Annotated in this window: 17 protein-coding genes; 8 read left to right on the forward strand and 9 right to left on the reverse strand. The window is 65.4% G+C overall.

The features are described 5' to 3' along the window. The first annotated feature begins 32 nt into the window (after positions 1-32). The gene (gene yczE, locus NG696_RS06375) at positions 33-704 is read left to right on the forward strand and encodes a membrane protein YczE (protein WP_252574820.1); all 672 of its coding nucleotides are present in this window, start codon (positions 33-35) and stop codon (positions 702-704) included. A 30-nt stretch (positions 705-734) separates the two neighbouring features. Here yczE and NG696_RS06380 read toward each other — a convergent pair whose 3' ends face one another. The 3 genes from NG696_RS06380 to NG696_RS06390 all read right to left on the reverse strand — a co-directional run bounded on the left by NG696_RS06380 (position 735) and on the right by NG696_RS06390 (position 8,381). Next, complete coding sequence (locus NG696_RS06380; protein WP_252574821.1) at positions 735-1,580, reverse strand: DNA-formamidopyrimidine glycosylase family protein; 846 nt, start codon at positions 1,578-1,580, stop codon at positions 735-737. Further along, positions 1,573-6,693, reverse strand: coding sequence for a DNA glycosylase AlkZ-like family protein (locus tag NG696_RS06385; RefSeq protein WP_252574853.1), 5,121 nt, complete (start codon positions 6,691-6,693; stop codon positions 1,573-1,575). The genes NG696_RS06380 and NG696_RS06385 overlap by 8 nt, the downstream gene beginning before the upstream one ends. A gap of 122 nt (positions 6,694-6,815) precedes the next feature. Next, the gene (locus tag NG696_RS06390; protein ID WP_252574822.1) at positions 6,816-8,381 is read right to left on the reverse strand and encodes an FAD-dependent oxidoreductase; all 1,566 of its coding nucleotides are present in this window, start codon (positions 8,379-8,381) and stop codon (positions 6,816-6,818) included. A 181-nt stretch (positions 8,382-8,562) separates the two neighbouring features. Between NG696_RS06390 and NG696_RS06395 the strand changes: the two genes are divergently transcribed. From NG696_RS06395 to NG696_RS06415, 5 genes are all read left to right on the forward strand, one after another. Further along, the gene (locus NG696_RS06395; RefSeq protein WP_252567025.1) at positions 8,563-9,573 is read left to right on the forward strand and encodes a LacI family DNA-binding transcriptional regulator; all 1,011 of its coding nucleotides are present in this window, start codon (positions 8,563-8,565) and stop codon (positions 9,571-9,573) included. Continuing rightward, positions 9,570-10,544, forward strand: a complete 975-nt coding sequence (locus NG696_RS06400) for an ABC transporter permease (protein WP_252567026.1) — start codon at positions 9,570-9,572, stop codon at positions 10,542-10,544. The genes NG696_RS06395 and NG696_RS06400 overlap by 4 nt, the downstream gene beginning before the upstream one ends. Before the next feature lie 7 nt (positions 10,545-10,551). Continuing rightward, on the forward strand, positions 10,552-11,511 hold the full coding sequence (locus NG696_RS06405; RefSeq protein WP_252574823.1) for a carbohydrate ABC transporter permease: 960 nt from the start codon (positions 10,552-10,554) through the stop codon (positions 11,509-11,511). Between the two features lie 68 nt (positions 11,512-11,579). After that, positions 11,580-13,187: an ABC transporter substrate-binding protein gene (locus tag NG696_RS06410; RefSeq protein ID WP_252567030.1), complete on the forward strand. Its 1,608-nt coding sequence runs from the start codon at positions 11,580-11,582 to the stop codon at positions 13,185-13,187. Between the two features lie 104 nt (positions 13,188-13,291). Next, complete coding sequence (locus tag NG696_RS06415) at positions 13,292-14,803, forward strand: glycoside hydrolase family 32 protein (protein ID WP_252567032.1); 1,512 nt, start codon at positions 13,292-13,294, stop codon at positions 14,801-14,803. 373 nt (positions 14,804-15,176) lie between these two features. On the opposite strand, the gene NG696_RS06425 is transcribed toward NG696_RS06415, so the two are convergent. The 6 genes from NG696_RS06425 to NG696_RS06450 form a co-directional block, all read right to left on the reverse strand. Next, on the reverse strand, positions 15,177-15,797 hold the full coding sequence (locus NG696_RS06425; RefSeq protein WP_252567034.1) for a DUF4232 domain-containing protein: 621 nt from the start codon (positions 15,795-15,797) through the stop codon (positions 15,177-15,179). A gap of 104 nt (positions 15,798-15,901) precedes the next feature. Further along, on the reverse strand, positions 15,902-16,651 hold the full coding sequence (locus NG696_RS06430) for a YcnI family copper-binding membrane protein (protein ID WP_252574826.1): 750 nt from the start codon (positions 16,649-16,651) through the stop codon (positions 15,902-15,904). Between the two features lie 87 nt (positions 16,652-16,738). Further along, positions 16,739-17,362, reverse strand: a complete 624-nt coding sequence (locus tag NG696_RS06435; protein WP_252567037.1) for a hypothetical protein — start codon at positions 17,360-17,362, stop codon at positions 16,739-16,741. A gap of 75 nt (positions 17,363-17,437) precedes the next feature. Further along, positions 17,438-18,799 (reverse strand): hypothetical protein, encoded by a 1,362-nt coding sequence (locus tag NG696_RS06440; protein ID WP_252567039.1) that lies wholly within the window; start codon positions 18,797-18,799, stop codon positions 17,438-17,440. Positions 18,800-18,869: 70 nt separating this feature from the next. Next, positions 18,870-19,961 (reverse strand): NAD(P)H-dependent flavin oxidoreductase, encoded by a 1,092-nt coding sequence (locus tag NG696_RS06445; RefSeq protein ID WP_252574828.1) that lies wholly within the window; start codon positions 19,959-19,961, stop codon positions 18,870-18,872. A gap of 134 nt (positions 19,962-20,095) precedes the next feature. Then, positions 20,096-20,305: a hypothetical protein gene (locus NG696_RS06450; protein ID WP_252574855.1), complete on the reverse strand. Its 210-nt coding sequence runs from the start codon at positions 20,303-20,305 to the stop codon at positions 20,096-20,098. A 210-nt stretch (positions 20,306-20,515) separates the two neighbouring features. Here NG696_RS06450 and NG696_RS06455 point away from each other — a divergent pair, with 210 nt between their 5' ends. Both NG696_RS06455 and NG696_RS06460 read left to right on the forward strand, forming a co-directional pair. Further along, positions 20,516-20,857, forward strand: a complete 342-nt coding sequence (locus NG696_RS06455) for a hypothetical protein (protein ID WP_252574857.1) — start codon at positions 20,516-20,518, stop codon at positions 20,855-20,857. A 105-nt stretch (positions 20,858-20,962) separates the two neighbouring features. Further along, positions 20,963-21,742, forward strand: coding sequence for a type 1 glutamine amidotransferase domain-containing protein (locus tag NG696_RS06460; RefSeq protein WP_252574829.1), 780 nt, complete (start codon positions 20,963-20,965; stop codon positions 21,740-21,742). Positions 21,743-22,099 lie beyond the last annotated feature (357 nt).

The following is a 22,099-nucleotide window of genomic DNA, read 5'->3' on the forward strand; positions in this document are numbered from 1 at the left end:
TCAATGCCAGTTGTCTGGCAGAGTTGTCGTTTATGTTGACCCGCAGACTCCTCCAGCTCTTTACCGGCCTCGCCATGTACGGCATCTCCCTGGCCATGTTCATCCGAGCCGGACTTGGACTGGACCCGTGGGATGTGTTCCATCAGGGGGTGGCCGGCAGGACGGGACTGAGCATCGGCGTGGTGGTCATCATTGTGAGTTTCCTGGTGCTGCTCCTCTGGATCCCGCTCCGGCAGTGGCCAGGGTTCGGCACACTCTGCAACGCCGTGCTGGTGGGCGTCTTCGCAGACATCGGCCTGGCCTTGATCCCCGCGTTCTCGCATCTGGGCGGCCAGATCGGCATGCTTGCAGGCGCCGTGCTGCTGAACGGCATCGCGTCCGCCTGCTACATCGGCGCACGGTTCGGTCCGGGCGCCAGGGATGGCCTGATGACCGGGCTGGCACGGCGCACCGGCTGGTCCGTGCGGGTCTCGCGCACCCTGATCGAAGTGGTGGTGCTGGGAGTCGGCTGGCTGCTGGGCGGTTCCGTGGGCGTGGGCACGGTGGTCTACGCCCTCGCCATCGGGCCGCTGGTCCAGCTGTTGATGCCGTGGTTCATGGTGCCCGCAGCGCTTCCAGCCGAACCTGCAGCCCTCGAGCAGGACGCTGCCGAGTTGGACACCGGCGAGCCGGTCGCCGTCGAACGCGTGGCCAGGACTTCCTAGAACCGCCCAGGACCGCCTAGGACACGACGCTTAGGGCACCATTGGCTGGCACTGCGGGCAGAAGTAGATGTCCCGTTCTTCCTCGCCGTTGGGTTTGCCCAGCACGCCGCGGCGGATGGGGGTCCGGCATTTCAGGCACGGCTGGTGTTCGCGCCGGTAAACCCAGTAGCCCGGACGGCCCGCCATCCGTCCGACGGGCATGCCGCGCGGATTGAGGACGGTCGCCCGGCGTCCCGGGCCGAGGTTGGCTTCGAGCAGCCGCTTGGCATCCGTCATCAGGGTCCGGAGGTCGTGGACAGCCGAAACCGGTGTGGCCGGGTGCACACCGGACAGGAAGCAGGATTCGCAGCGGTAGATGCTGCCGATGCCCGCCAGGTTGCGCTGGTCCAGCAGGGCGACGCCGATGGGCACGTCGGGTGCCGCCCGGATCCGCTGCTCTGCTTCGGCCACGTCCCAGCCCGGACCCAGCAGGTCCGGGCCCAGGTGGCCCACGATGGTGTCCTCGTCCGCGGTGCGGACCACTTCCACGATGCCCAGTGAAAATCCGACGGCGTCCGCTGCCGCCGTGCGCAGAACGCACCGGGCGGTGAATCCCGGCTTCCGCCAGCGTCCACCCGGCGGATAAACCTGCCAGGTGCCCTCCATCTTCAGGTGCGAATGGATGGTGAGTTTCCGCTCGTCCGGTCCATTCCCGTCCGGTCCCACCACGCGCATCAGGAGGTGCTTGCCCCGGGGGACCACCTCCGCCACGGTCCAGCCGGCCAGGTTGAGCGTGGCGAACCTCGGCACGCGGAAGTCCGAGGCGGTGAGCGTCTGCCCAGCCAAGGCCTTGTGCAGTTCGGCGGCGGCCCGCCAGACGGAGTCGCCCTCAGGCACGGATCCTCAGACCCTTGGGCGTTGAGTATGCCCCGGCGGCGGCGAGTGCGGCCGCCACCGGGGTGTCCAGGATGCCGTGACCGTTGACCTTTTCCATGATGAGCTTGTCCACCGCGCCCCGGGTGACCACACCTACCAAGGCTGCCCCCGCGGCGGACAGCACGGCCGCGTCCTCGCTGAAGGACAGCAGCGTTTTACCGCCCCGTTCCACGTAGAGGACCAGGGCGCCGTCCACCATAACCACCAGCGCGCCGGCTTTCCGCCCAGGCCGGTGCCCCGTCCCGGCATCCTCGTTGAGGGCCGGCCACGGCAGCGCCGCGCCGTAGGGGTTGGCGGGATCCGTGGCCGCAAGGGCTAGCGCCATCGGCTCGGGCTTGGCCAGTTGGGTGTCCTCGGAATAGGAGCGGAGCCGGTCCACGGTTGCGGGGACAGCGAACTGTGCGGCCCCGAGGTGCTCGATGAAGTACCCGCGACGGCAGCGTCCGGCCTCTTCCAGCCTGGCCAGCACCTTGTACATCAGGCCGAACCCGCCCAGAATCTGCTCCGCCATGACCGATCCCCGGGTCACCACGCCATACCTGTCCAACAACAGTTCAGCCGTGGCACGGGCGTGGATGGTGGCGTCCAGCTCGGGCGAGGGCAGGGCAGACCAACGCCCCGCGGCCAGCGGGGTTGTTGCCACAGTGCCCGACAATGAGCCGTACCGTCCGCCGCCCAGCGCAGGGGAGCCCAGCGCAGGGGAGCCTAGTCCAGAGGAGCCCAACCTGGGCGATCCCAGGAGGCCGGTGCCGTGCGAGCGACCGAGCCTGCTCAGCCTGGGGGCACGGGCGCGGGGCGGGCGGGCCACCTGGCGATGCGCCGTGTGACCGCTGGCGATGAGGGCACGGACCGGGGCGAAGGTGTCGCCGGTGATACGGCCCGCCCACGCCAGATCCCACAGCGCGGACACCACTTCCTGGTCGCTGAGCACCGAGTCCATGCCACCGGCCACGTCCTTCAGCTGGCGGAAGAAGTAACCGCCGCCGTTGTTCCTCAGGTGGTCAAGCAGGCGTTGCTGCGCGTCACCGGGTTCGTATTCGAGGGCGGGATTCAGCGTCAGTTCGGCGGAATCGGCCAGGTGGAGGCTGACCCAGCCGTCGTTTCCAGGCAGCGCTCCCGCCCCGGACCAGAGTACCTCGCCGGCGGCCATGAGCTCGTCGAGCATGGCGGGCTGGTAGTTCGAAACCCTGCTGGCCAGGACCAGCGGCTCCCACGCCGAAGCCGGTACCGGCACGCCGGAAAGCTGGTCGATCGCGGTGACAATACCGTCCAACCCCCGCAGGGACGGCTGCCCGCGCCCGGCTCCCGGAGTGCGGACATGCTGCCAGGCCGGCAGGAAGCGCCCATAGGCGGCGGCGTCCACCGGTTCCACTTCGGCGCGCAGGGCTGCGAGCGAACGACGCCGGAGCTTGCGTAGCACTTCGGCGTCGCACCATTCGCTGGTGGTAGGAGCGGGAAGGTGCGTCTGCGTGGATTCTGTCGGAAGCGGCTGAGCCGTTTGGACATCCTCAACCGGTGTGTCGTCCGATGGCCCATAGCTGGCCGCCCGTTCCGGCGGGGCGGCGTGCGGCCGGAACTCGCCTTCCACCACCCGGCCGTCCGCGGCGAGCCGTTTCAATGCGGTGCTGACCACGGCGACGCCAAGCCCCAACCGGGCCGCGGCTTCCGTCGACGTGAAGGGTCCGTGCGTACGCGCGTACCGGGAAACCAGGTCGCCCAAGGGCTCTGCCACCGGTTCGATGAAGGCCAGGGGAACGCCCATGGGCAGCGGAACGCCGATGGCATCACGCAGCCGGGCGGCATCCTCGACGGCGGCGTAGCGCTCGGCCCCGCCGATGTTGACTCTTATGGCCCGGTTGGCCCGCAGCAGTGCGCTCAGGTGCGTCGTGGCCAGCGGAGTGTCGGCATACGGGGTTTCGACAGGCTCAACCACCGGAGTTTCGACCGGCTCAACCACCGGAGTTTCGACGGGCTCAACCACCACCGCAGGCTCCACCCCCGGCGCAGCCTCCAGACGGGCGGCGACCTCTTCCGGCGTCAGCGGACCCAGCAACCTGAGCAGATCGGCAACGCCTTCCATGCCCCTGGCCCGGCGGTCCGGCGCAAGGCGCTGGAGTTCAAGCTCGGTGGCCTCGATGACCTTGGCGTCCAGCAGTTCGCGGAGCTCAACGCGGCCGAGCAGCTCGTTCAGGAGCGTCGAGTCCAGGGCCAGGGCTGCGGCCCGGCGCTCGGCCAGGGGTGAGTCCCCTTCATACAGGAACTGGGCCACATACCCGAACAGCAGGGACTTGGCGAACGGCGACGGCTGCTGCGTGGTGGTCTGCACGATCCTGAGTTCGCGTCGTTCCACCGAGGCCGCAATGTCCTTCAGGGCCGGAAGGTCGTACACGTCCTGCAGGCATTCGCGGACAGTCTCCAGCACGATGGGGAACGTGGGATACTTTCGCGCGACGTCGAGCAGCTGCGCCGACCGCTGGCGCTGTTGCCAGAGCGGCTGCCGCTTCCCGGGGGTTTGCCGGGGAAGCAGCAAGGCACGCGCGGCACACTCCCGGAAACGCGAGGCAAACAGCGCGCTCCCGCCCACCTCGGCGGTGACAATTTGCTCCAGCTCTTCGGGATCAAACAGGAACAGCTCGGCGCCGGGCGGCTCGTCCTCCATCATGGGGACCCGCAGCACGATGCCGTCGTCCGCGGCCATGGCCGACCCGTCCAGGCCGTACCGCTGGTGTAGGCGCTGCCCGACGGCGAGTGCCCAGGGAGCGTGCACCGGCATCCCGAACGGGCTGTGCAGGATCACCCGCCAGTCGCCCAGTTCGTCATGGAAGCGTTCCACCACCAGCGTGGTGTCGCAGGGGACCACTTCGGTGGCAAGCTTCTGTTCGCTGATGTACTGGATCAGGTTGTTGGCGGCGAATTCATCCAGCCCGCTGGCCTTGCAGCGTTCGGTGGCAGGGCCGACGTCGGACGCGGACAGCTCACGCACGAAGGCGCCCAGCGCACGGCCCAGGTCAACGGGCCGCCCCAGCGAGTCACCTTTCCAGAAGGGAAGTTTGCCGGGCTGGCCGAACGCGGGGGAGACCAGGACGCGGTCATGGGTGATGTCCTCGATCTTCCAGCTGGTGGCGCCCAGCGCAAATATGTCACCCACCCGGGACTCATAGACCATCTCCTCGTCCAGCTCGCCCACGCGGCGGCCGCCCTTTGCCGGTGACGCGGCGGGTTTGCCGTCCGCGCCCGGCGCGCCGGAGCCTTCCACCTCGGTGCCGATGATGTAGACGCCGAAGAGGCCGCGGTCCGGGATGGTGCCGCCGGACGTCACGGCAAGCCGTTGGGCGCCGGGCCTGCCTTCGATGGTGCCGGCGTTCCGGTCCCAGATGATCCGGGGCCGCAGTTCCGCGAATTCATCGGATGGATACCGGCCGGCCAGCAGGTCAAGGGTTGCCTCGTACGCTGACCGGGGGAGGGACGCGAACGGGGCGGACCGCCGGACAGTGGCGAACCATTCCTCCACATCGATGCTGCCCAGGGCGGTGGCCGCGACGGTCTGCTGTGCCAGGATGTCCAACGGATTGGCCGGAACAAAGAGCCGCTCGATCTTCCCTTCGAGCATCCGCTCCACAGTGATGGCAGTGTGCACCAGGTCTGCGCGGTGCTTGGGAAACAGCACTCCCTGCGAAATTTCCCCCACCTGGTGTCCGGCACGGCCCACACGTTGGAGCCCGCTGGCCACCGACGGCGGTGATTCCACCTGCACCACGAGGTCCACAGCGCCCATGTCGATGCCGAGTTCCAGGGACGAAGTGGCCACGACGCAGCGCAGCCGGCCGGACTTGAGATCGTCCTCAATGAGTGCCCGTTGGTCCTTGGAAACGGAGCCGTGGTGGGCGCGGGCCAACAAAGGATCGGCTCCCCACGTGCTGCCGGCCTGCGCCATCATGTGGGCCGGCGTCGCCGTGGAAGCGGGAGTGGAGGCAGGACTAAAAGCAGGACTGAATGCAGGGGCGCCGGACGGAAAACGTGGATCTGCGGCACCAGCGTCAGGCGAGTCCCAGCCGCCGCCGACCGCGATCAGTTGCCGTTCGGCGTAGATCTCGTTGAGCCGCGCCGTGAGCCGTTCAGCCAGGCGACGGGAATTGGCGAAGACGATGGTGGACTGGTTGGCCAGCACCAGGTCAACGATCTTTTCCTCCACATGGGGCCAGATCGACGCCTGGGGCTGCAGCCCTGAGGCGGGACCGGAGTCAAAGGCGCCGGCGGCACCCGGGAGGTCGGACATGTCCTCCACCGGGACGGACACGGTGAGGTCCCAGTTTTTGCGCGACGGCGGCGCCACGATTTCCACCGGCGCGGCTCCGGCCAGGAACTGGGCCACCAGCTCGCGCGGCTCCACCGTGGCGGAGAGCCCGATCCGCTGGGCGGGCTTGGACAGCAGCGCATCCAGCCGTTCCAGGGAGACCGCCAGGTGCGCGCCACGCTTGGTTCCGGCGACGGCATGGACCTCGTCAACGATGATGGTGTCCACCTCGGTGAGGGTCTCGCGCGCCTTGGAGGTGAGCATCAGGAACAGCGATTCCGGCGTGGTGATGAGGATGTCCGGCGGGTTGCTGAGCAGCGCGCGACGGTCCGCCGTCGTGGTGTCACCGGACCGGACCCCCACGGTGATCAGGGGCGCCGGCAGCCCCAGCCGCTTGGCAGTCTGGGTGATTCCGATCAGCGGCGAGCGGAGGTTGCGTTCCACATCCACGCCGAGGGCTTTCAGCGGCGAGATGTACAGGACGCGGGTCTTGCGTTTGGGCGGGCGGGGGCGTCGTCCTTTGGCCTGCCCTTTCTCCGGCACAGCATCCACGCCCGGCAATACAGGGTCACCCAGTTCCGGACCAGGGGAAGGAGCCTCAACAAGCAATCGATCCAAAGCCCAGAGGAACGCCGCGAGCGTCTTGCCCGATCCGGTGGGCGCCACCACCAGTGCGTGCGAGCCGGACGAGATGGCGTTCCAGGCGCCGGTCTGGGCAGGGGTGGGCTCCGCAAAGGCGCCCAGGAACCAGTCCCGCGTGGGCCGGCTGAAACGGCCCATGGGTTCCTCTTTGCGCCCGGCCGGGCGGGCTGCGTGGCCCGCTTCCGCTGGCTGATCCTCCTGCATTCCTCCATCATGCCCTACCCCACCGACAGTATGGCCGGCACCGCTGGAGGCGCGGATCAACCCTGCTCGAGTCTCGGAAGATCCCTGGTGGCGGGTCCTTCGAGGAGCTTGCCGTCGGGGCTGAAGCGCGAGCCGTGGAGCGGGCAGTCCCAGGTCAGCTCGCTGTCGTTCCAGTGGACAATCCCGCCCAGATGTGTGCAGACGGCGGAGAGCCTGCACGTGGTGCCGTCCACTGTGGAGACCGCCGCCGGCCGGGCGCCGTCGCGGTAAACCGTCGCGTCGCCGTCGGCCGGTACGGGACGTCCGGTGGGTGGGCCCGTCGACACGCCGGTTTCGGCGGGCTCAACGACAGGCTCAACCGCCGGCCTGCCAGTCACCGACTTGCCAACCGCCAGCTTCCCCCAGTCGGTGGCCAGCCGCGCAGCCACTCCCGCGTTGACGGCGACGGCGGTCATTGCCCCGCCCGGAGACGTCACGCGGTGATGGATCGTGTTGGCCCAGCGGAGGCTGCCGCCGAGGATGTCCGCGGAGATGCCAAGGGCGGCGGCCACCGCGTTGGTCATGCCCCACTTGTTGTAACCGGTGCCGAAGAAGATGTGGCCTCGGCCCCGTGGCAGTTTGCCAAAGAAGGGCATGAGGTTGGTGGCCTGGTAGTCCTGGGCCGACCACGTGTGGGTGGTTACCGCACCCGGGAAGTGTCCGGTAGCCCAGTCCAAGAGGCCCGACAGATGGGATTTCTCCGATCCGGTCCGTCCCACCTGGTGCCCGTGCCCGCCCACCAGCAGGAACTTGCGGCCGTCAGCCTCATAGTCGCGTAGCGAATGGGTGGGTTCCTCGGCGGACAGGTACATTCCGGGTGGCGCGGTGACTCCGGCCGGCAGTTCCAGGGCCGCGGCGTAGGAACGCAGGGGCTTGAGTTTGGTGAAGTAAAGCCCGCGGTCCAGGACGGGGATTCCGGTGGCCAGCACAACGTTGTTGGCAGTGACGGTGCCCTGGTCCGTGTGGACCGCCAGCGGTCCGCTCCCGGAGACATTTCGCAGCCGGGCCCCGCCCACCACGCTCCCGCCGCGGGCGCGGACATCCCTGAGTAGGGCATCCAGGACGTCTATGGGATTGATCTGGGCCTGATCGGTCAGGAGTAGGGCGCCTTGGATGGGGAAGGGGAGGCGAGCATCACGCACGTACTCGACGTCCAGGCCGGCGGTGGTCGCTGCGCCGAGTTCCTCAAGCAGACGCTCGGTCCCTTGGGCGGTGGTGGCGTACGTGTAGGCATTCCGGCGCTGATACGGCACGTGGTGTTCGTCGAGATAGCGGAGCAGCCACGACTGCCCCTCCTGGTTGGCCTCAACGTAGGCCCCAACCTGCTTCTGCGCATACTGCCTGGCCAGGCCGGACAGGATGGTCCCCTGCAGCAGACTGACTTTCGCCGTTGTGTTTCCGGTGGTCGCGGCCCCGGGAAACCTCGCCTCCAGGACCAGGACTCGCTGCCCCGAGCGCGCTAGCAGCAGCGCTGTGACCAGCCCCGTCAGCCCGGCCCCGGCCACCACGGTGTCGTAGCAGCTGCCTGCCTCGAATGTGTCAGTACTGAAGGATTGCCCGCGGTCCAACCAGAGCGACGTCATGGAAGCTAAGTGTACTTATCAGCGTCTGTCAAGCCCAGAGCCCAGAGCGATGCGGATCATCTGTTGACGCCCGATGTGATGCACGCTACAGTTGACCGAAGTTATACGAATAACCCACAAAACCAACTGGCCCGAGGAGGTGCCCATTATGGCTGGATCACGGCCAAAGTCAGGACCGACAATGCACGACGTCGCTGCTGCTGCCGGTGTTTCACAGGCCACCGTGTCATTGGTGCTGAATTCAGCCTCCGGGTCGCGTTTCTCCGAGGATACCCGCAAGCGCGTTCGGGACGCCGTGAACCGGCTCGGCTACCGCACTAACGCCCACGCTAAAGTCCTACGCGAGGGCGTGGCCGGCATGATCGGGTTCATCGGCGATTCCGTGGCCACCACTCCTTTTGCGGGCGCCATCATCGAAGGCGCGCAGCAGCGGGCCTGGGAGGACGGGCTCCTCCTGCTCTCGGTAAACACCGGCGGTGACAGGCAGCTCGAGGCTGCATCCTTGGATACCATGCTCTCTTATAAGGTTGCCGGCGTGGTCTACGCCGCCATGTATCACCGCCGGCTGGAAGTTCCGGAGGCCCTGGCGGGCGTCAGGTCCGTGGTGCTGAATTCGCAGGACCGGGCCGGTCTGGTCCCGAGCGTCGCCCCGGACGAGGTTAAAGGCGGGTACGCGGCCACGAGCCGGCTGCTCGAGGCGGGCCACACCAGGGTGGGGATGGTCAATATCGAAACCCTTGAAAGCGGCCTTCCTGCCGCCGTTGGCCGCTATGAGGGCTACTGCGCGGCACTTGAAGAAGCGGGGCTGGACGTTGATCCGTCACTGGTCCGTTTCGGTAAAGGCGGTGAGGAAGACGGCTACAAGTACACGCTGGAGCTTATGACCTCGAGCAACCCGCCCACCGCGATTTTCTGCGCGAATGACCGGGGCGCCTGGGGTGCCTACCAGGCCGTCTCGGACCTGCGCCTCTCGATCCCCGGGGACGTCTCGATCGTGGGATTTGATAATCAGGCGACGCTGGCGCCGTTTCTTCGCCCGGGATTGACCACTTTTGAATTGCCGTTCGTCGCCATGGGCCGGCGCGCGGTTGACCTGATCCTCCAGGACGCGGAACCCGATGGCCGGGTCGAGCTGATGGACTGCCCTCTGATTGAACGGAATTCCGTGACTCACCCTAAGGAGATGCCATGAGCCGCACCATCCCGGCCCGACGGGGCCGTCCTGCTGCGGCACCGTTGCCGCAACGAAAAATTTCTCTTTCGCTCCGCATGAAGAGGATTTCCCGTGCCTGGCAGTTATACGTATTACTAGCCCCGGCGATCGTCTACATTCTGGTCTTCAAGTACTGGCCGATGTACGGCGTGCAGATCGCGTTCAAAAACTACAACCCGGTGGACGGGTTCACGGACAGCCCCTGGGTGGGCCTGACGCACTTCATCAGGTTCGTGAACTCCTACCAGTTCGGCCAGGTGGTCGGTAACACCCTGTGGATCGCCGTCCTTGGCCTGTTGGTGGCCTTCCCGATTCCAATCATTCTGGCGTTGCTGGTCAACCAGCTCCAGAGCGAGAGGTTCAAGAAGTTCACCCAGACCGTGCTGTATTCGCCCGCTTTCATCTCCACCGTGGTGGTGGTGGGCATCATGTTCGTGGTTCTGTCCCCGAGGTCGGGGCTGGTGAACAACGCCATCCAGCTGGGCGGCGGTGAGCCGATCTTCTTTATGGGTTCGGCGGAGTGGTTCCGTCCCATCTACGTCATCTCGGATGTGTGGCAGAACGCCGGCTTCTCCATGATCGTGTACCTCGCGGCACTGGCCGCCATCGACCCTGCGCTGCACGACGCTGCCAAGGTAGACGGCGCCTCCAAGCTCCAGCGCATCCGGCACATTGACCTGCCGGGCATCATGCCCGTGGTGACGATCCTGTTCATCCTGGCTATCGGCAACCTGCTCAACGTCGGTTTCGAGAAGGCACTGCTGATGCAGACGCCCCTGAACCTCTCATCCTCGGAGATCATCCAGACCTACGTCTACCACGCGGGTCTGCAGCAGGCGCAGTTCAGCTACTCGGCCGCTATCGGCCTGTTCAACTCCCTCCTCAACCTGGCACTGCTCCTCGTTTTCAACACGATCGCGCGCCGGGCCAACCAAGCGACCCTGTGGTGATGCCGAAATGTCCCTGACAACCAACCCCCGCCCTACCGAGCAACGGAGCCGGCCTCTCAGCCAGGTCCGCCGCAAGCAGACTCTGCGCGACAAATACGGTGACCGTGCCTTCAACATCGCCGCCACCACTGTCCTGCTGCTGTCCATCCTGGCCGTGGTGTACCCGCTGTACTTCATCGTCATCGCCTCCATCAGCGACCCGAACGCCGTCTACGAAGGTAAGGTCTGGCTGTTTCCTTCCGGTGTCACTACCGAAGGCTACGAACGGATCTTCGCCGACAGCCGGATCTGGAACGGCCTGGGGAACACCGTCATCTATACCGTTCTTGGCACGGCCGTCAGCGTCAGCACCATCCTGTGCGGGGCCTACGCACTGTCCCGCAAGGACATGCCCGGCCGGAAGATCCTGATGCTCCTGTTCGTCATCACCATGTTCTTCGACGGCGGACTCATCACCAAGTACCTCGTGGTCCGGGACCTTGGCATGCTGGACACCGTCTGGGCAGTGGTCCTGCCGGGAGCGGTGGGCGTGTGGAACCTCATCATCGCCAGGTCCTTCTTCGAGCACACCATTCCGAACGAGCTACGCGAAGCCGCCCAGATGGACGGGGCAACCGACTTCAAATTCTTCTTCAAAATGGTGCTCCCGCTGTCCAAACCGCTGATCATGCTCATGATCATGATCCACGTCGTGGCCCAGTGGAACTCGTTCTTCGACGCACTGATCTTCCTCAACGACGACTCCAAATACCCGTTGCAGCTCGTCCTGCGCAACATCCTCATCCAGTCAGACGTCTCCTCCACCGGAACCACCGGCGGGGACATCGAATCCTATGCCGCCGCGCAACGGATCGCAGAGCTCACCAAATACGCCATGATCGTCGTCTCGAGCCTGCCACTCATGATTGCCCTGCCATTTATGCAGAAGCACTTCACCAAGGGCGCCATGATCGGCGCCGTCAAATAGCTCCTCCCGCATCGACCGCCCGGGCAACCGCCGTCGGACGGCACACCCACCTCAGAATAGGAATAACCATGGCACTCAGCCGTAAATACGCCGCCCTTGGCGCCGTCCTGGCCGGAACATTGATGTTCACCGCCTGCTCCGGCGGCGGCTCAGGCACCACGGAGATCAAAGACGCCTCCGCGGACTTCGGCTTCCAGGAAACAGGCTTCCCCATCGTCAGCAAGCAACTCGACCTGACGTTCTCCGGGACCAAGGCCGCCCTGGCCCCGGACTACAACACCATGACAGTGGTGCAGGAATGGGAAAAAGCCACCAACGTCCACATCAAATGGGAAAACCTGCCCGAAACGGTCTTCCAGGAAAAGAAGAACCTCATCCTCGCAAGCGGTGACCTGCCCGACGCCTTCTTCAACACCGGGCTGACCGACGCCGAGATCGCCACCTACTCCGGCAGCGGCACACTCATCCCGCTCGAGGGGCTCATCGAAAAGAACGCACCCAACCTCTCCAAGCTGCTCTCTGACCGGCCGGAGATCAAGGCCGCCATCACTTCCTCGGACGGGCACATCTACTCCCTGCCATCGATCGAGGAGCTCGGCCTGGTCCAGTTCCCCAACGAACTGGCCATCAACACTTCCTGGCTGAAGAAGCTGAACATCCCGATGCCGAAAACCATCGATGAGTTCCACGATGCACTGCTGGCGTTCAAGACACAGGACGCGTCCGGGACCGGCAAGACCATCCCGTTGAGCTTCATGCCCGGCTCCTGGTGCGGGGACATCGTTGACCTGATCGCGGCGCTGGGCGGAGTGCCGGACAACATGGACCACCGCATCGTCCAGGACGACAAAGTCATCTTCACCCCCACCCAGGACGGCTACAAAAAGGCCATCCAGACCCTGCACGAGTGGTACCAGGAAGGCCTGATCGACCCCGAGTCCTTCTCCCAGGACGACAAGGCGTACCTGGCCAAGGGCAAGGCCGCCACGGAAAACCTCGGCTCCTTCGTCTGGTGGGAAATCCCCGAAATGGTCGGCGCGGACCGCGCCAACAACTACGCCCTCGTCCCGGTCCTCGAAGGCGTGAACGGCAAGCGGATCGCCAGCCAGTCCAACAACCAGGAAATCGCCCGCGGCGCCTTCGCCATCACCCGGACCAACAAATACCCGGCCGCGACCATGCGCTGGGCCGACAACCTCTACGACCCCATCCAGTCCGCCCAGGCCAACTGGGGGCCCATCGGTGAAACCCTGCAAAAGGACGCCACCGGCCTCCTGACCCAGATCCCGGCCCCGGCCGGGACCAGCGAAGGCGAACGACGCCAAAAGGTCGCCCCGGGCGGCCCGAAGGCCAACACCGCCGAGAACTTCACCACCGTCGTCGCGCCCGAACCCCGCGCCGCCGAACGCCAGAAAACCGTCAACGAACTCTACAAGCCCTTCGCCGGCAACGACGGCTACCCCCCGGTCGCCCTCTCCAACGAAGAACTGCAACAGATCAGCACCATCCAGACCGACACCACCTCACTGGTGAAGCAGAACACGGCCAAGTGGATCGTCTCCGGCGGCATCGAGCAGGAATGGGACGGCTACGTCTCCCAGCTCAAGAACGTCGGCGTCGACAAAATGATCGAGGTCTACCAGCAGGCCTACGACCGCTACAAGAAAAACTCCTAGCTCCACCACCGGGGTGGGCCGGCGTAACCGGCCCACCCCACTTCCAGGGAACCCTGTGCACGAGGGTTCTGCACAGACCTGCTCAGAAGCGAGACCTCACCTTCATGACTGCCGCGACCGCCACCACGGCCGACACCTTCCGGCCGGCCCTGCACTACGCCGCCCGGAATACCTGGCTCAATGACCCCAACGGCCTGATTTTTCACGACGGCGTCTACCACCTTTACTACCAGAACAACCCCCTGGATAACGTCTGGGGAAACATGTCCTGGGGACACGCCACCTCCACGGACCTGACCACCTGGACCGAACACCTCGTCGCCATCGCATGCGACGAGGAAGAAGACATCTTCTCCGGCAGCATCGTCTTCGACCGGGACAACACCAGCGGATTCGGCAACGACTCGGCTCCACCGTTGGTCGCCGTCTACACCAGCGCCTACAAACCCGGTTCCGCACACGCTGGGCTCCAGGCCCAGTCACTGGCCTACAGCCGCGACGGTGGATACACCTGGACCAAACACACCGCCAATCCCGTACTGAACCGCGGATCCGCCGAGTTCCGCGACCCCAAAGTCATCCGCTACACCGGCGCCAGCAGCAGCTACTGGGTCATGGTCGCGGTGGAAGCCAAGGACTTCCAGATAGTGCTCTACAAATCCGAGGACCTGAAGAGCTGGGAGCTGCTAAGCACGTTCGGTCCGGCCAACGCCACCGGAGGCGTCTGGGAATGCCCCGACCTCTTCCCCCTCCCCGTCGACGGGGACCCGCAGAACCTTCAGTGGGTCCTCACCGTAAACCTCAACCCCGGCGGACCCAACAACGGCTCCGCCGGGCAATACTTCGTCGGGGACTTCGACGGGACCACGTTCACCTCAGCCACCACCGTGACCGAAGGCCTCCAGGACCCAGCCCTGCTGGGCGAGTACCAGTGGCTGGACTGGGGCCGGGACTACTACGCCGCAGTCTCCTTCAGCGACGCCCCTGACAATCGCCGCCTCATGATCGCTTGGATGAACAACTGGGAATACGCCAACCAGATCCCCACCTCCCCCTGGCGCAGCCCCATGACGCTGGCCCGCGAAGTATCCCTCCGCACCGTTGACGGAAAGCCGCGACTGATTCAAGAGGCCACCGGAGATTTCGCTCCCATTTCCGACCCGTCCCGGACGTTCAGCCTTGAGCACACGGAAATCGCCGACGGTACACACCTCTTGGACGGTGCAGCGGGCAGCGTCCAACGCATCGATATCACGCTGACGCCCGGAAGCGCCACGGAATTCGGGCTTGTGGTCCGCGGCGACGGGGACAAGGGAACCCGCATCGGCATCAAGCCCGTTGAAGGCGCCCTCGTTGTTGACCGCCGGGATTCCGGGCAGACAAGTTTCCACGAAACTTTCGCATCTATCGATGCAGCCCCCATCCGCGAGATCGAAGGCTCCTACAAGCTCACCATCTTCGTGGACCGCTGCTCCGTTGAGGTCTTCGCCCAGGAGGGCCAGGTCACCATGACCGAATTGATCTTCCCCGCACCCACCAGTACCGACCTTTCGCTCTATTCCATCGGCGGCACAGCCGCCATCACCAGCCTGAACGTCACCCAGTTCGTCGACTGACTCCAGAATTCGTGGTCACGGCACACCAGCGGAAGAAAATCAGCTGATCCACTACCCCGACGCGGCCGGCCCGGCCCGAACTTTCCTGGACGTCATCGTCGTCGCACGGCTAACCATCCCAGCATTGACCTCCCGGGTCACTGACACGGTTGGCGCCGGGGACTCGTAGATGGAGCCCTGATCCTGGGACTCCTCACCTGCGGGCCCGATGGCTTGGCACCTGCTGTTCCTGAGCAAGTTGGACGCACTGTAGCGATGGTGGCCGCCATCACGGTGCGGCGGCCCGGCACCAATCCGCCGACACTTGAGGAACTCCGGACTCATCTGCAGCCGGCGAATTAGCCTGCGCAGCGGACCGAATCCTTCCGACATTTCAGGCGGGCTGGAAGGCTCCGACGCTCAGGAGGGCGATGTTGGCGTTGCTGCACGCGCTGGTGGGCTGCGGCAGGAACAACGACGCCGTGTCTTCGGGCGGGTAGATGCGGTAACCGGCCGCGTCCGTCAGCGTGCAGTCGCTGTAGTTCGCGGCCTGGGTGTAGCGGAGAACAGCGGTTCCGGTCTGGCCCGGCGCGAGCAGGACGTCCGCTACGGGGGTGGTTTCGTCGCGGGTCGCGGCCGCGCCAATGGGTGCCCCGTCGGCGTTGGCGGTCAGCGACACCCCCGGGTAGCCCTTGAGCAGGCAGGGCGCCGTGCCCGTATTCGTGAGGTTCAGTTTCATGTAGACGCTGCCCGCCGCGCCCCCGCCGGAAGCATCGGTAGCCGCCGACAGCGTGGCCGCTTTGCAGAGCGCGGGACCGGCCTGAGTGGTGCCGGACGACGACGGCGACTGGGACGCGCCCGGAGACGCCGGCGTGGTGGACGGGCTGGCGGAGTTGGTCCCCGGAGTCGTCCCCTGCGCCTGCGGCTGGCTCGGTCCGCAGGCGGTGAGCATCAGCGCCGCCGCCGCGACCGCCGTCGTAATAACAAACCCTTGTGAAATGCGCAGAGACGTCATGGCACCACTTTTGTTGCTGCTGTGACGGGAGTCAACGATGCCACGGGCCCGCAGGAGGATTTGATGCCCGGATTGTGATCATCCGGGCATCAAATCCCGCGATGTTACGTGGCGGATTCCTGCCGGCGCTTCGAGCCGCTGCGCGCGAAGGCCACCCCGCCCAGGGCGAGGCCGCCGAGACCGGCGGCAAGCCCCGCCCAGCTGCGGGCGTCCGCGCCGCTGTCAGTCACCGCGGCTGCCTGCTCGGTGGCCGGGGTTTCGGTGGTGTGCGCCGTGGAAGCAGCCGCGCCGTGGCCTTCCGCGCTGGCCGCCTCGGTGATGGTGATGGACGGTGCCGGCGCCTTCAGGGAGTGCGGGTCCTGGCCGTCCTTGGCGATCTCCGACCAGTCAGTCTGCCCTGTTTCGCACGACTGCAGCGTGGGGAAGTACAGCGTGGAGCCTGCCGCGTCGGGCAGCTTGACCGACAGCACCAGGGCATCGCGCAGGTCGTGGGCCAGGGGAGTTTTGGCCGTGTACACAATCTGGCTGGTGCGTTTGGTGATGGACGTACCGTCGGGCAGTTTCTTCGGCTCGGCGAGCTGTTCGGTCACCTTTTCCACAGTCCAGTTGGGGTTCACCGTGGGCTGTGCGTCGTTGAGTTCGGCCGGCAGAGTGATGGCCACCTTGGTGGTGCCGGACTCCTCGCAGCCGTGCGGGATGCCGAAGGTCAGCAGGGCGTAGGAATTGGCGTCGGTTTTGTTCGGGGTGACGCCGACGTGGGCCGACGCGCCTGCTGCTGCGGTCAGGATCAGGACGGCTGCGCCGCCGGTGGCTGCCGCTGCGGTGAGGGTACGGCGAAGGAATGTGGTGGTCATGGGTTGCCTTTCGGACGCACGCCGAATGGGGGCGTGCGGAAGTACGGGATGGGGCCCGCGGCCTGCGGAAGTGCGGTGCGGGCGGAGTCAGGAAAGTACGACGGCGGAAGGCGGGCCGCGTCGGCTGTGTTGCCTGAGGTTCCGCCAGGGGCGGAGGGGGAGAACCGCCGGTGGGCCGGGAACCGCCCGCGGCGTGCCGGCGTCGGGCGTTACTGCTTCGGGGAGCCGGACGAGCGGCCTCAGCCACGCGGCCACTGCCCAAAGCGCGGCTTCACCCTTGGCAAGCAGGAGGGCGCACGCGCCGGTGGCGAGTGCGTGGGTCAGGAGCATCAGGATGCCCGCGGATCCGGAATCCTGGACGTGTCCGGTGGCCGCGATGACAGGTGCGGCAGCGCCGGCGAAGTGGGTGTTGTGGAGCCCGGAGGCAGCAGTGCTCATAGCCGCGCCCGCCGAACTGAACGCAGTGAAGGCTTCGTGCAGGATGAACTGTCCCGCGCCGAGGACGCCGAGCATGGCCGGAAAATTGAGCCGCAGCCTCGTGGCAGTGGTGGCTGCCAGTACTGTCAGCGCGAGCACGGCCAGCAGGATGCCCGGGGCGGGAAGGTCGCCGCCGCCGGCCGCGTGGGCGCCTGCGGCAAGAGTCAGGACTCCCGTGGAGAGGGACGCGGCGCGAAGGAAATGGAAGGGCGGCCGGGCGTGGTTGGTGCGCACGGATCCTCCTTATTTCGGTCGCCGGTGACGGGCTTCAGTCGCGTTCTTCCAGTGTTCTTCGGCGACGTTCAGATTCTACCGGCCTCTGGGCGGGCGGCCCGTCGGTGACGGTCCGTGCAGCGCGATCACGTTGGACGGGGATTCTGTGGCGTCGGATGGCTCGTCCGCCAATTTGAAGAAACCCATTGCCATGTCCAAGCACTGGATGGCCACCGGCGGAACGCGGTAATCCGTCGCAGCCTCCACCAATCCCAGCTCGGCGAGCAGGGACAGCTTCTGCTGTGCCTGGAGGGCCGCGTACGACGCGTAGAGCTCTTCGAGTTCTGAGTCTTCGAGGCCCGCTTCGTCGAGTTCGCTGTCTTCGAGGCCTGTCTCCTGAAGCAAGGCGCCCTCAAGGTCCGGCGACGCCAGCTTTTCGAGGTCCGCCACGGGCATCGGTTCATCGGTGGTGCCGTAGGTGAGGACGCCCAGCAGAATCGCGGCCACCGCTTCCTGGTCCCACCCCTGGCCCTCCTCGGTGAGCACTCCGACCAAAAGGACCACCGACAGCATCCGGCGGATGTCCAGCCGTTCCTCGATCCTCGCGCTGTTCCAGGCGGCCATTTCCGGGCCGGGAACGGCTTTGGTTGATCCGAGCCTGATTAGGTTTGCCCCCACCAAGGCTGACCAGATCTCGCGGAGCACCGGCACGTCGTGCATGGTCCCGACTTCCAGCAACGTTTTGGGCCGGCTCTCGGCAGTTTCCAGATCGAAAAGTGGGAGGGTCCGACTCGCGGCCCGCTTTCCACGGGCATGTACTCCTACGGCTGCGGCTGCCGGCTCGATGTCCTTAAGCCGCAGGGCACCAGTGCTGGTGACTTCCTTGCCGGTTCCGATCCAGTCCAGCAGGGAGGTGGCATGCTGGATCAGCGGCATGGCATTGAACGCAGCCTCCTGGTGGTCATCGCTGAGGTCAGGTACCTGGATAACCGGCAATTGCGGGACAGCCGCGGCGATACCGTTTCCCAGTGCTGAATGGAGTTCCTCGTAGGCGGCGTCCGTGCCGCTCCAGCGGCCGCTCCCTTTCAGGAAATGGATGTACGAGTGAAGGGCGAAGTAGATGTCGTCGAAGGCCTCGTCCATGTCGTCGGGGTCCAGCGACGCCGCAATTGCACCGGCCGCCTGCTCCACGCCGTCACTGTCGATAGCGGTGGCTGAACTCGAACCATTGATGGCGTGCTGCGCGGTAAGGAAGAGTTTGACCAGCTCGAGGCACTCGAAGGCATCGGCCGGGTCAGGGGCTTCAGCCGCGTTCCATTGAATAAACTCGACAGCCATCGAGTCAATTGCCCGATGGTTCAGGACCAGCTGCAGCGGCATCTTGGGGGCCGGGGGAACAGCCTTCAGGTGCCGCCGGTCCTTGTTGTTGCTCTTGGATTTGCCGGTCTTTTTGGTCAAGGATTGCCTCCGGTGTCAACGGGCGATCGTCCCACATTCGATGGCTGGGATAACCGCGGATGTATCGAGCTTACAAAACAGGGCTGCCGGCGAGCAGTTCGGCAAGTACTGCAGCGGCGGAGTCGTGCCGGACCAGTGATGTGGCCTGCCCTGCCCAGAGTGACATGAGTTCGGTGTTTCCCTGGGCTGCTGCCTGTGGGCGGAATCGGCCAGTGAGCCAGTTCTGGACGGGGAACGGGGCTATTCCGGCGTCCGAGAGCCCAGCTTCTGACAGTTCGGCGATGATGCGGTTGGGGATGCCGCGGGCAAGCCGTCCGCTGAGGGCTCTCGTCAGCACCGTTTCCCGCGCGGCCGGGCTGTGGAGGATGGCCCGGTATGCAGGGACGGCCGCAGATTCGCGGGCGGCCAGGAACGCCGAGCCCACCTGGACCGCGTCGGCGCCGAGGGCTCGTGCGGCGGCGTATCCGCGGCGGTCCGCAATTCCCCCGGCGGCGATGACCGGGATGCCGACGGCGTCAACCACCTGCGGAACCAGTGCAAAGGTTCCGACCAGGGACTCCTCCGCAGGCTTCAGGAATGAGACGCGGTGGCCGCCGGATTCCATGCCGCTGGCAACCACGGCATCCACGCCGCCAGCTTCCAGGGCCATGGCTTCCGCGACTGTGGTGGCGGTACCCACCACCACGATTCCACGCCGGTGCGCCGCCTCAACCAGTTCCGGCGCGGGCACACCGAAAACAAAGCTGACGACGGCAGGACCTGACTCCAGGGTTGCCTCCACCTGCTCGTCGTAGCCGGGCAGGTAGCGGTCCGGCATGTGCGGAAGCGGCAGGCCCAGTTCGTCAAAGTACGGCTTCAGGGTCTCGACGTAGTGGTCGAAATCCGGCTGGGGGAGCGACGTGGTTTCGTCGCCGGTGGGAATCCAGAGGTTGAGGGCGAACGGCTTCGCCGTTGCCTTCTTGAGCTCGGTTGCTGTGTTCCGAATGGCGTCGGCACCGTAACCGTAGAGGCCGTAGGAACCCAGCCCGCCGCCGTCGCTCACGGCTGCTGTCAGCTCCACGGAAGAGACGCCACCGAAGGGGCCCAGCACCACCGGAACGTCCGTGCCGAACAGTTCGGTGATGCGGTTTGAGCTGGCTGAAGTGCTGTTCTCGAGAGTCATGCGGTGGCTCCTGGGAGATCGACGTCGGCTTCAGGACCAGTCTCGCAGGGCTGGCGACCGCTGCCCAACCTGTGGCTGCGTTCAGTCTGTTTCCGGGCCTGAGCAGTAATGGCAGTCGTCGGGGCAGGTCTCGGTCACGGCTGGCTCCAGGTGAGTTCGAAGCCGTCACTGACATGGAAGAGCCTGCGGCCGCCCACCGGCGTCCTGACCCAGACGGTCTCGCCGTCCGTTGTCCTGGTGTCCACGGCGCCGGCGTACTCGGTGTGGCCGTTCCGGGTCAGCAGAACGGTGTCGCCCACCTGGACGTCGTCCCATTGGCCGGGGGCATTAACGCGATTCGTCATCGAAGTCACGGTTCTTCCTTTTAAAGATCGGGTGCCGGGCAGGTGTGCCGGTCCACTTCATACAACCCGAAGGGCTCGGGTCTGTTCAATGGAGGATGTGACCACTCTTGCTGCGGCCGTTTGTGCAGGCATCCAGTAGGGCCATGTACCGCGGCATGGGGCGGGACTAGACTGCTGGCGTAAGTGGCCAACTACCTCAGGGAGCACATGATGAACTACTCAGGGACTGGCAACGAGAAAGCGATTCCGGCCAGTGAACTTAACAGGACCCACGTGGGTCAGACCGTCAGTTTTGAGCCAGACGAATTCACGCTGGTGTTCGGAAAAATCGCGGCCATTGCGCGCAAGGAAGGCGGCGTGACCATCGCCCTGCAGGGCGTTGAAGGAAGTGGCGGCCTGCAGTCCAGTTACAGCCTCCCGGGCAGTCAACACGTCTACCTTCAGCCGGACATGCTGACGAATACCGAATCCACCATCAAGGATCTCTTCGGCAAGGTCCAGGAAAACCTGCGCGGCGGGCACAAGGGAGATGAGAAGACGGACAAGCTTTAACGGGGGGAACTGTCCGTCGGGTACAGCAAAGGCCCTTGCCTTCTAAGACGGGAGGGCCCGAATTGGGCTGGGCGTAGGGTGGAAATTAGACGGAAGGAGCACTTCATGAAGAAAATCCTCATGGTACTGACCAGCGTTTCCGAGATCGGCGATACCGGAGAGAAGACCGGGTACAACGTGGCCGAGGCTGCACATCCCTGGAAGGTCTTCAAGGATTCAGGGCATTTCGTCGACTTCGCGTCCATCCAGGGCGGCCAGCCCCCGCGCGACGAGGTGGACTCAAAAGATCCCATCCAGGTCGCCTTCACGGAGGACGAGACCACGCGCGCCGGTCTCTACAACACTGCCCGCGTCGACGTCGTTGATCCCGACCAGTACGACGCCGTCTTCCTCGTGGGAGGCCACGGCACCATGTGGGACTTCCCGGACAGCGAAGGCTTGCAGAACCTCGTAGCCAGCGTCTACAACGCCGGCGGCGTTGTGGGCGCTGTCTGTCACGGGCCGGCCGGACTGCTGAACGTCGAGTTGGCCAACGGCTTTCGGCTGGTCGAGGGCAGGAAGGTCGCTGCCTTCACCAACGACGAGGAGGTTGCCGCAGGGAAGGACAAGGTCATCCCGTTCTTTTTGGCAGACCGGCTTGAGGAACAGGGCGCCACGCACGTCTCCGCTGGTGTCTTTGAGGAAAAGGTCGTGGTCGACGACCGGCTGGTGACCGGCCAGAACCCAGCGTCAGCGGCCGGCGTGGCCAAGGAGATGGAGAAGCTCCTGGCAGAGGTCATCCACCAGGAAAAAGCCGAGGAGCAGCACGAGGCGGAGGCTCTGCGCGCCGAGAAGGATGCCGAGAAGAACGCCAAGAAGGCTGCTGCCGCAGGCACCGAGCACTAACGCCCGCAGCGCACTGAAACTGGCGGCCGCCTCGACAACAGGGCGGCCTCCAGCCGGCGTACGTGCGCCGGCAACCACACTGTCCAACGCATCGCCGACCTGCTTCCGGTTCCGTGCTCCCACGATCTACGGCCATGTCAACAAATCAAGGGGCCAAGTTTGGGGCAAAACAAAACCCCCACTTCCCTTTGTTTATAAGGAAAGTGGGGGGCCTTGCCAACTGGCGGGGGTATTACGAATTACCTACATCCTAGATGGCAGAAGGAGACTTTTATCGCTGTCTGATCAGTTGGCACAGGCTAAGCGTAGGTTTTGGCACACGTCCGGTGAGGAGACAAGACAGCGCAAGTCCCGCTT

This window comes from Pseudarthrobacter cellobiosi (assembly GCF_023913755.1).
In the GTDB taxonomy this organism is placed as follows: Bacteria; Actinomycetota; Actinomycetes; order Actinomycetales; family Micrococcaceae; genus Arthrobacter; species Arthrobacter cellobiosi.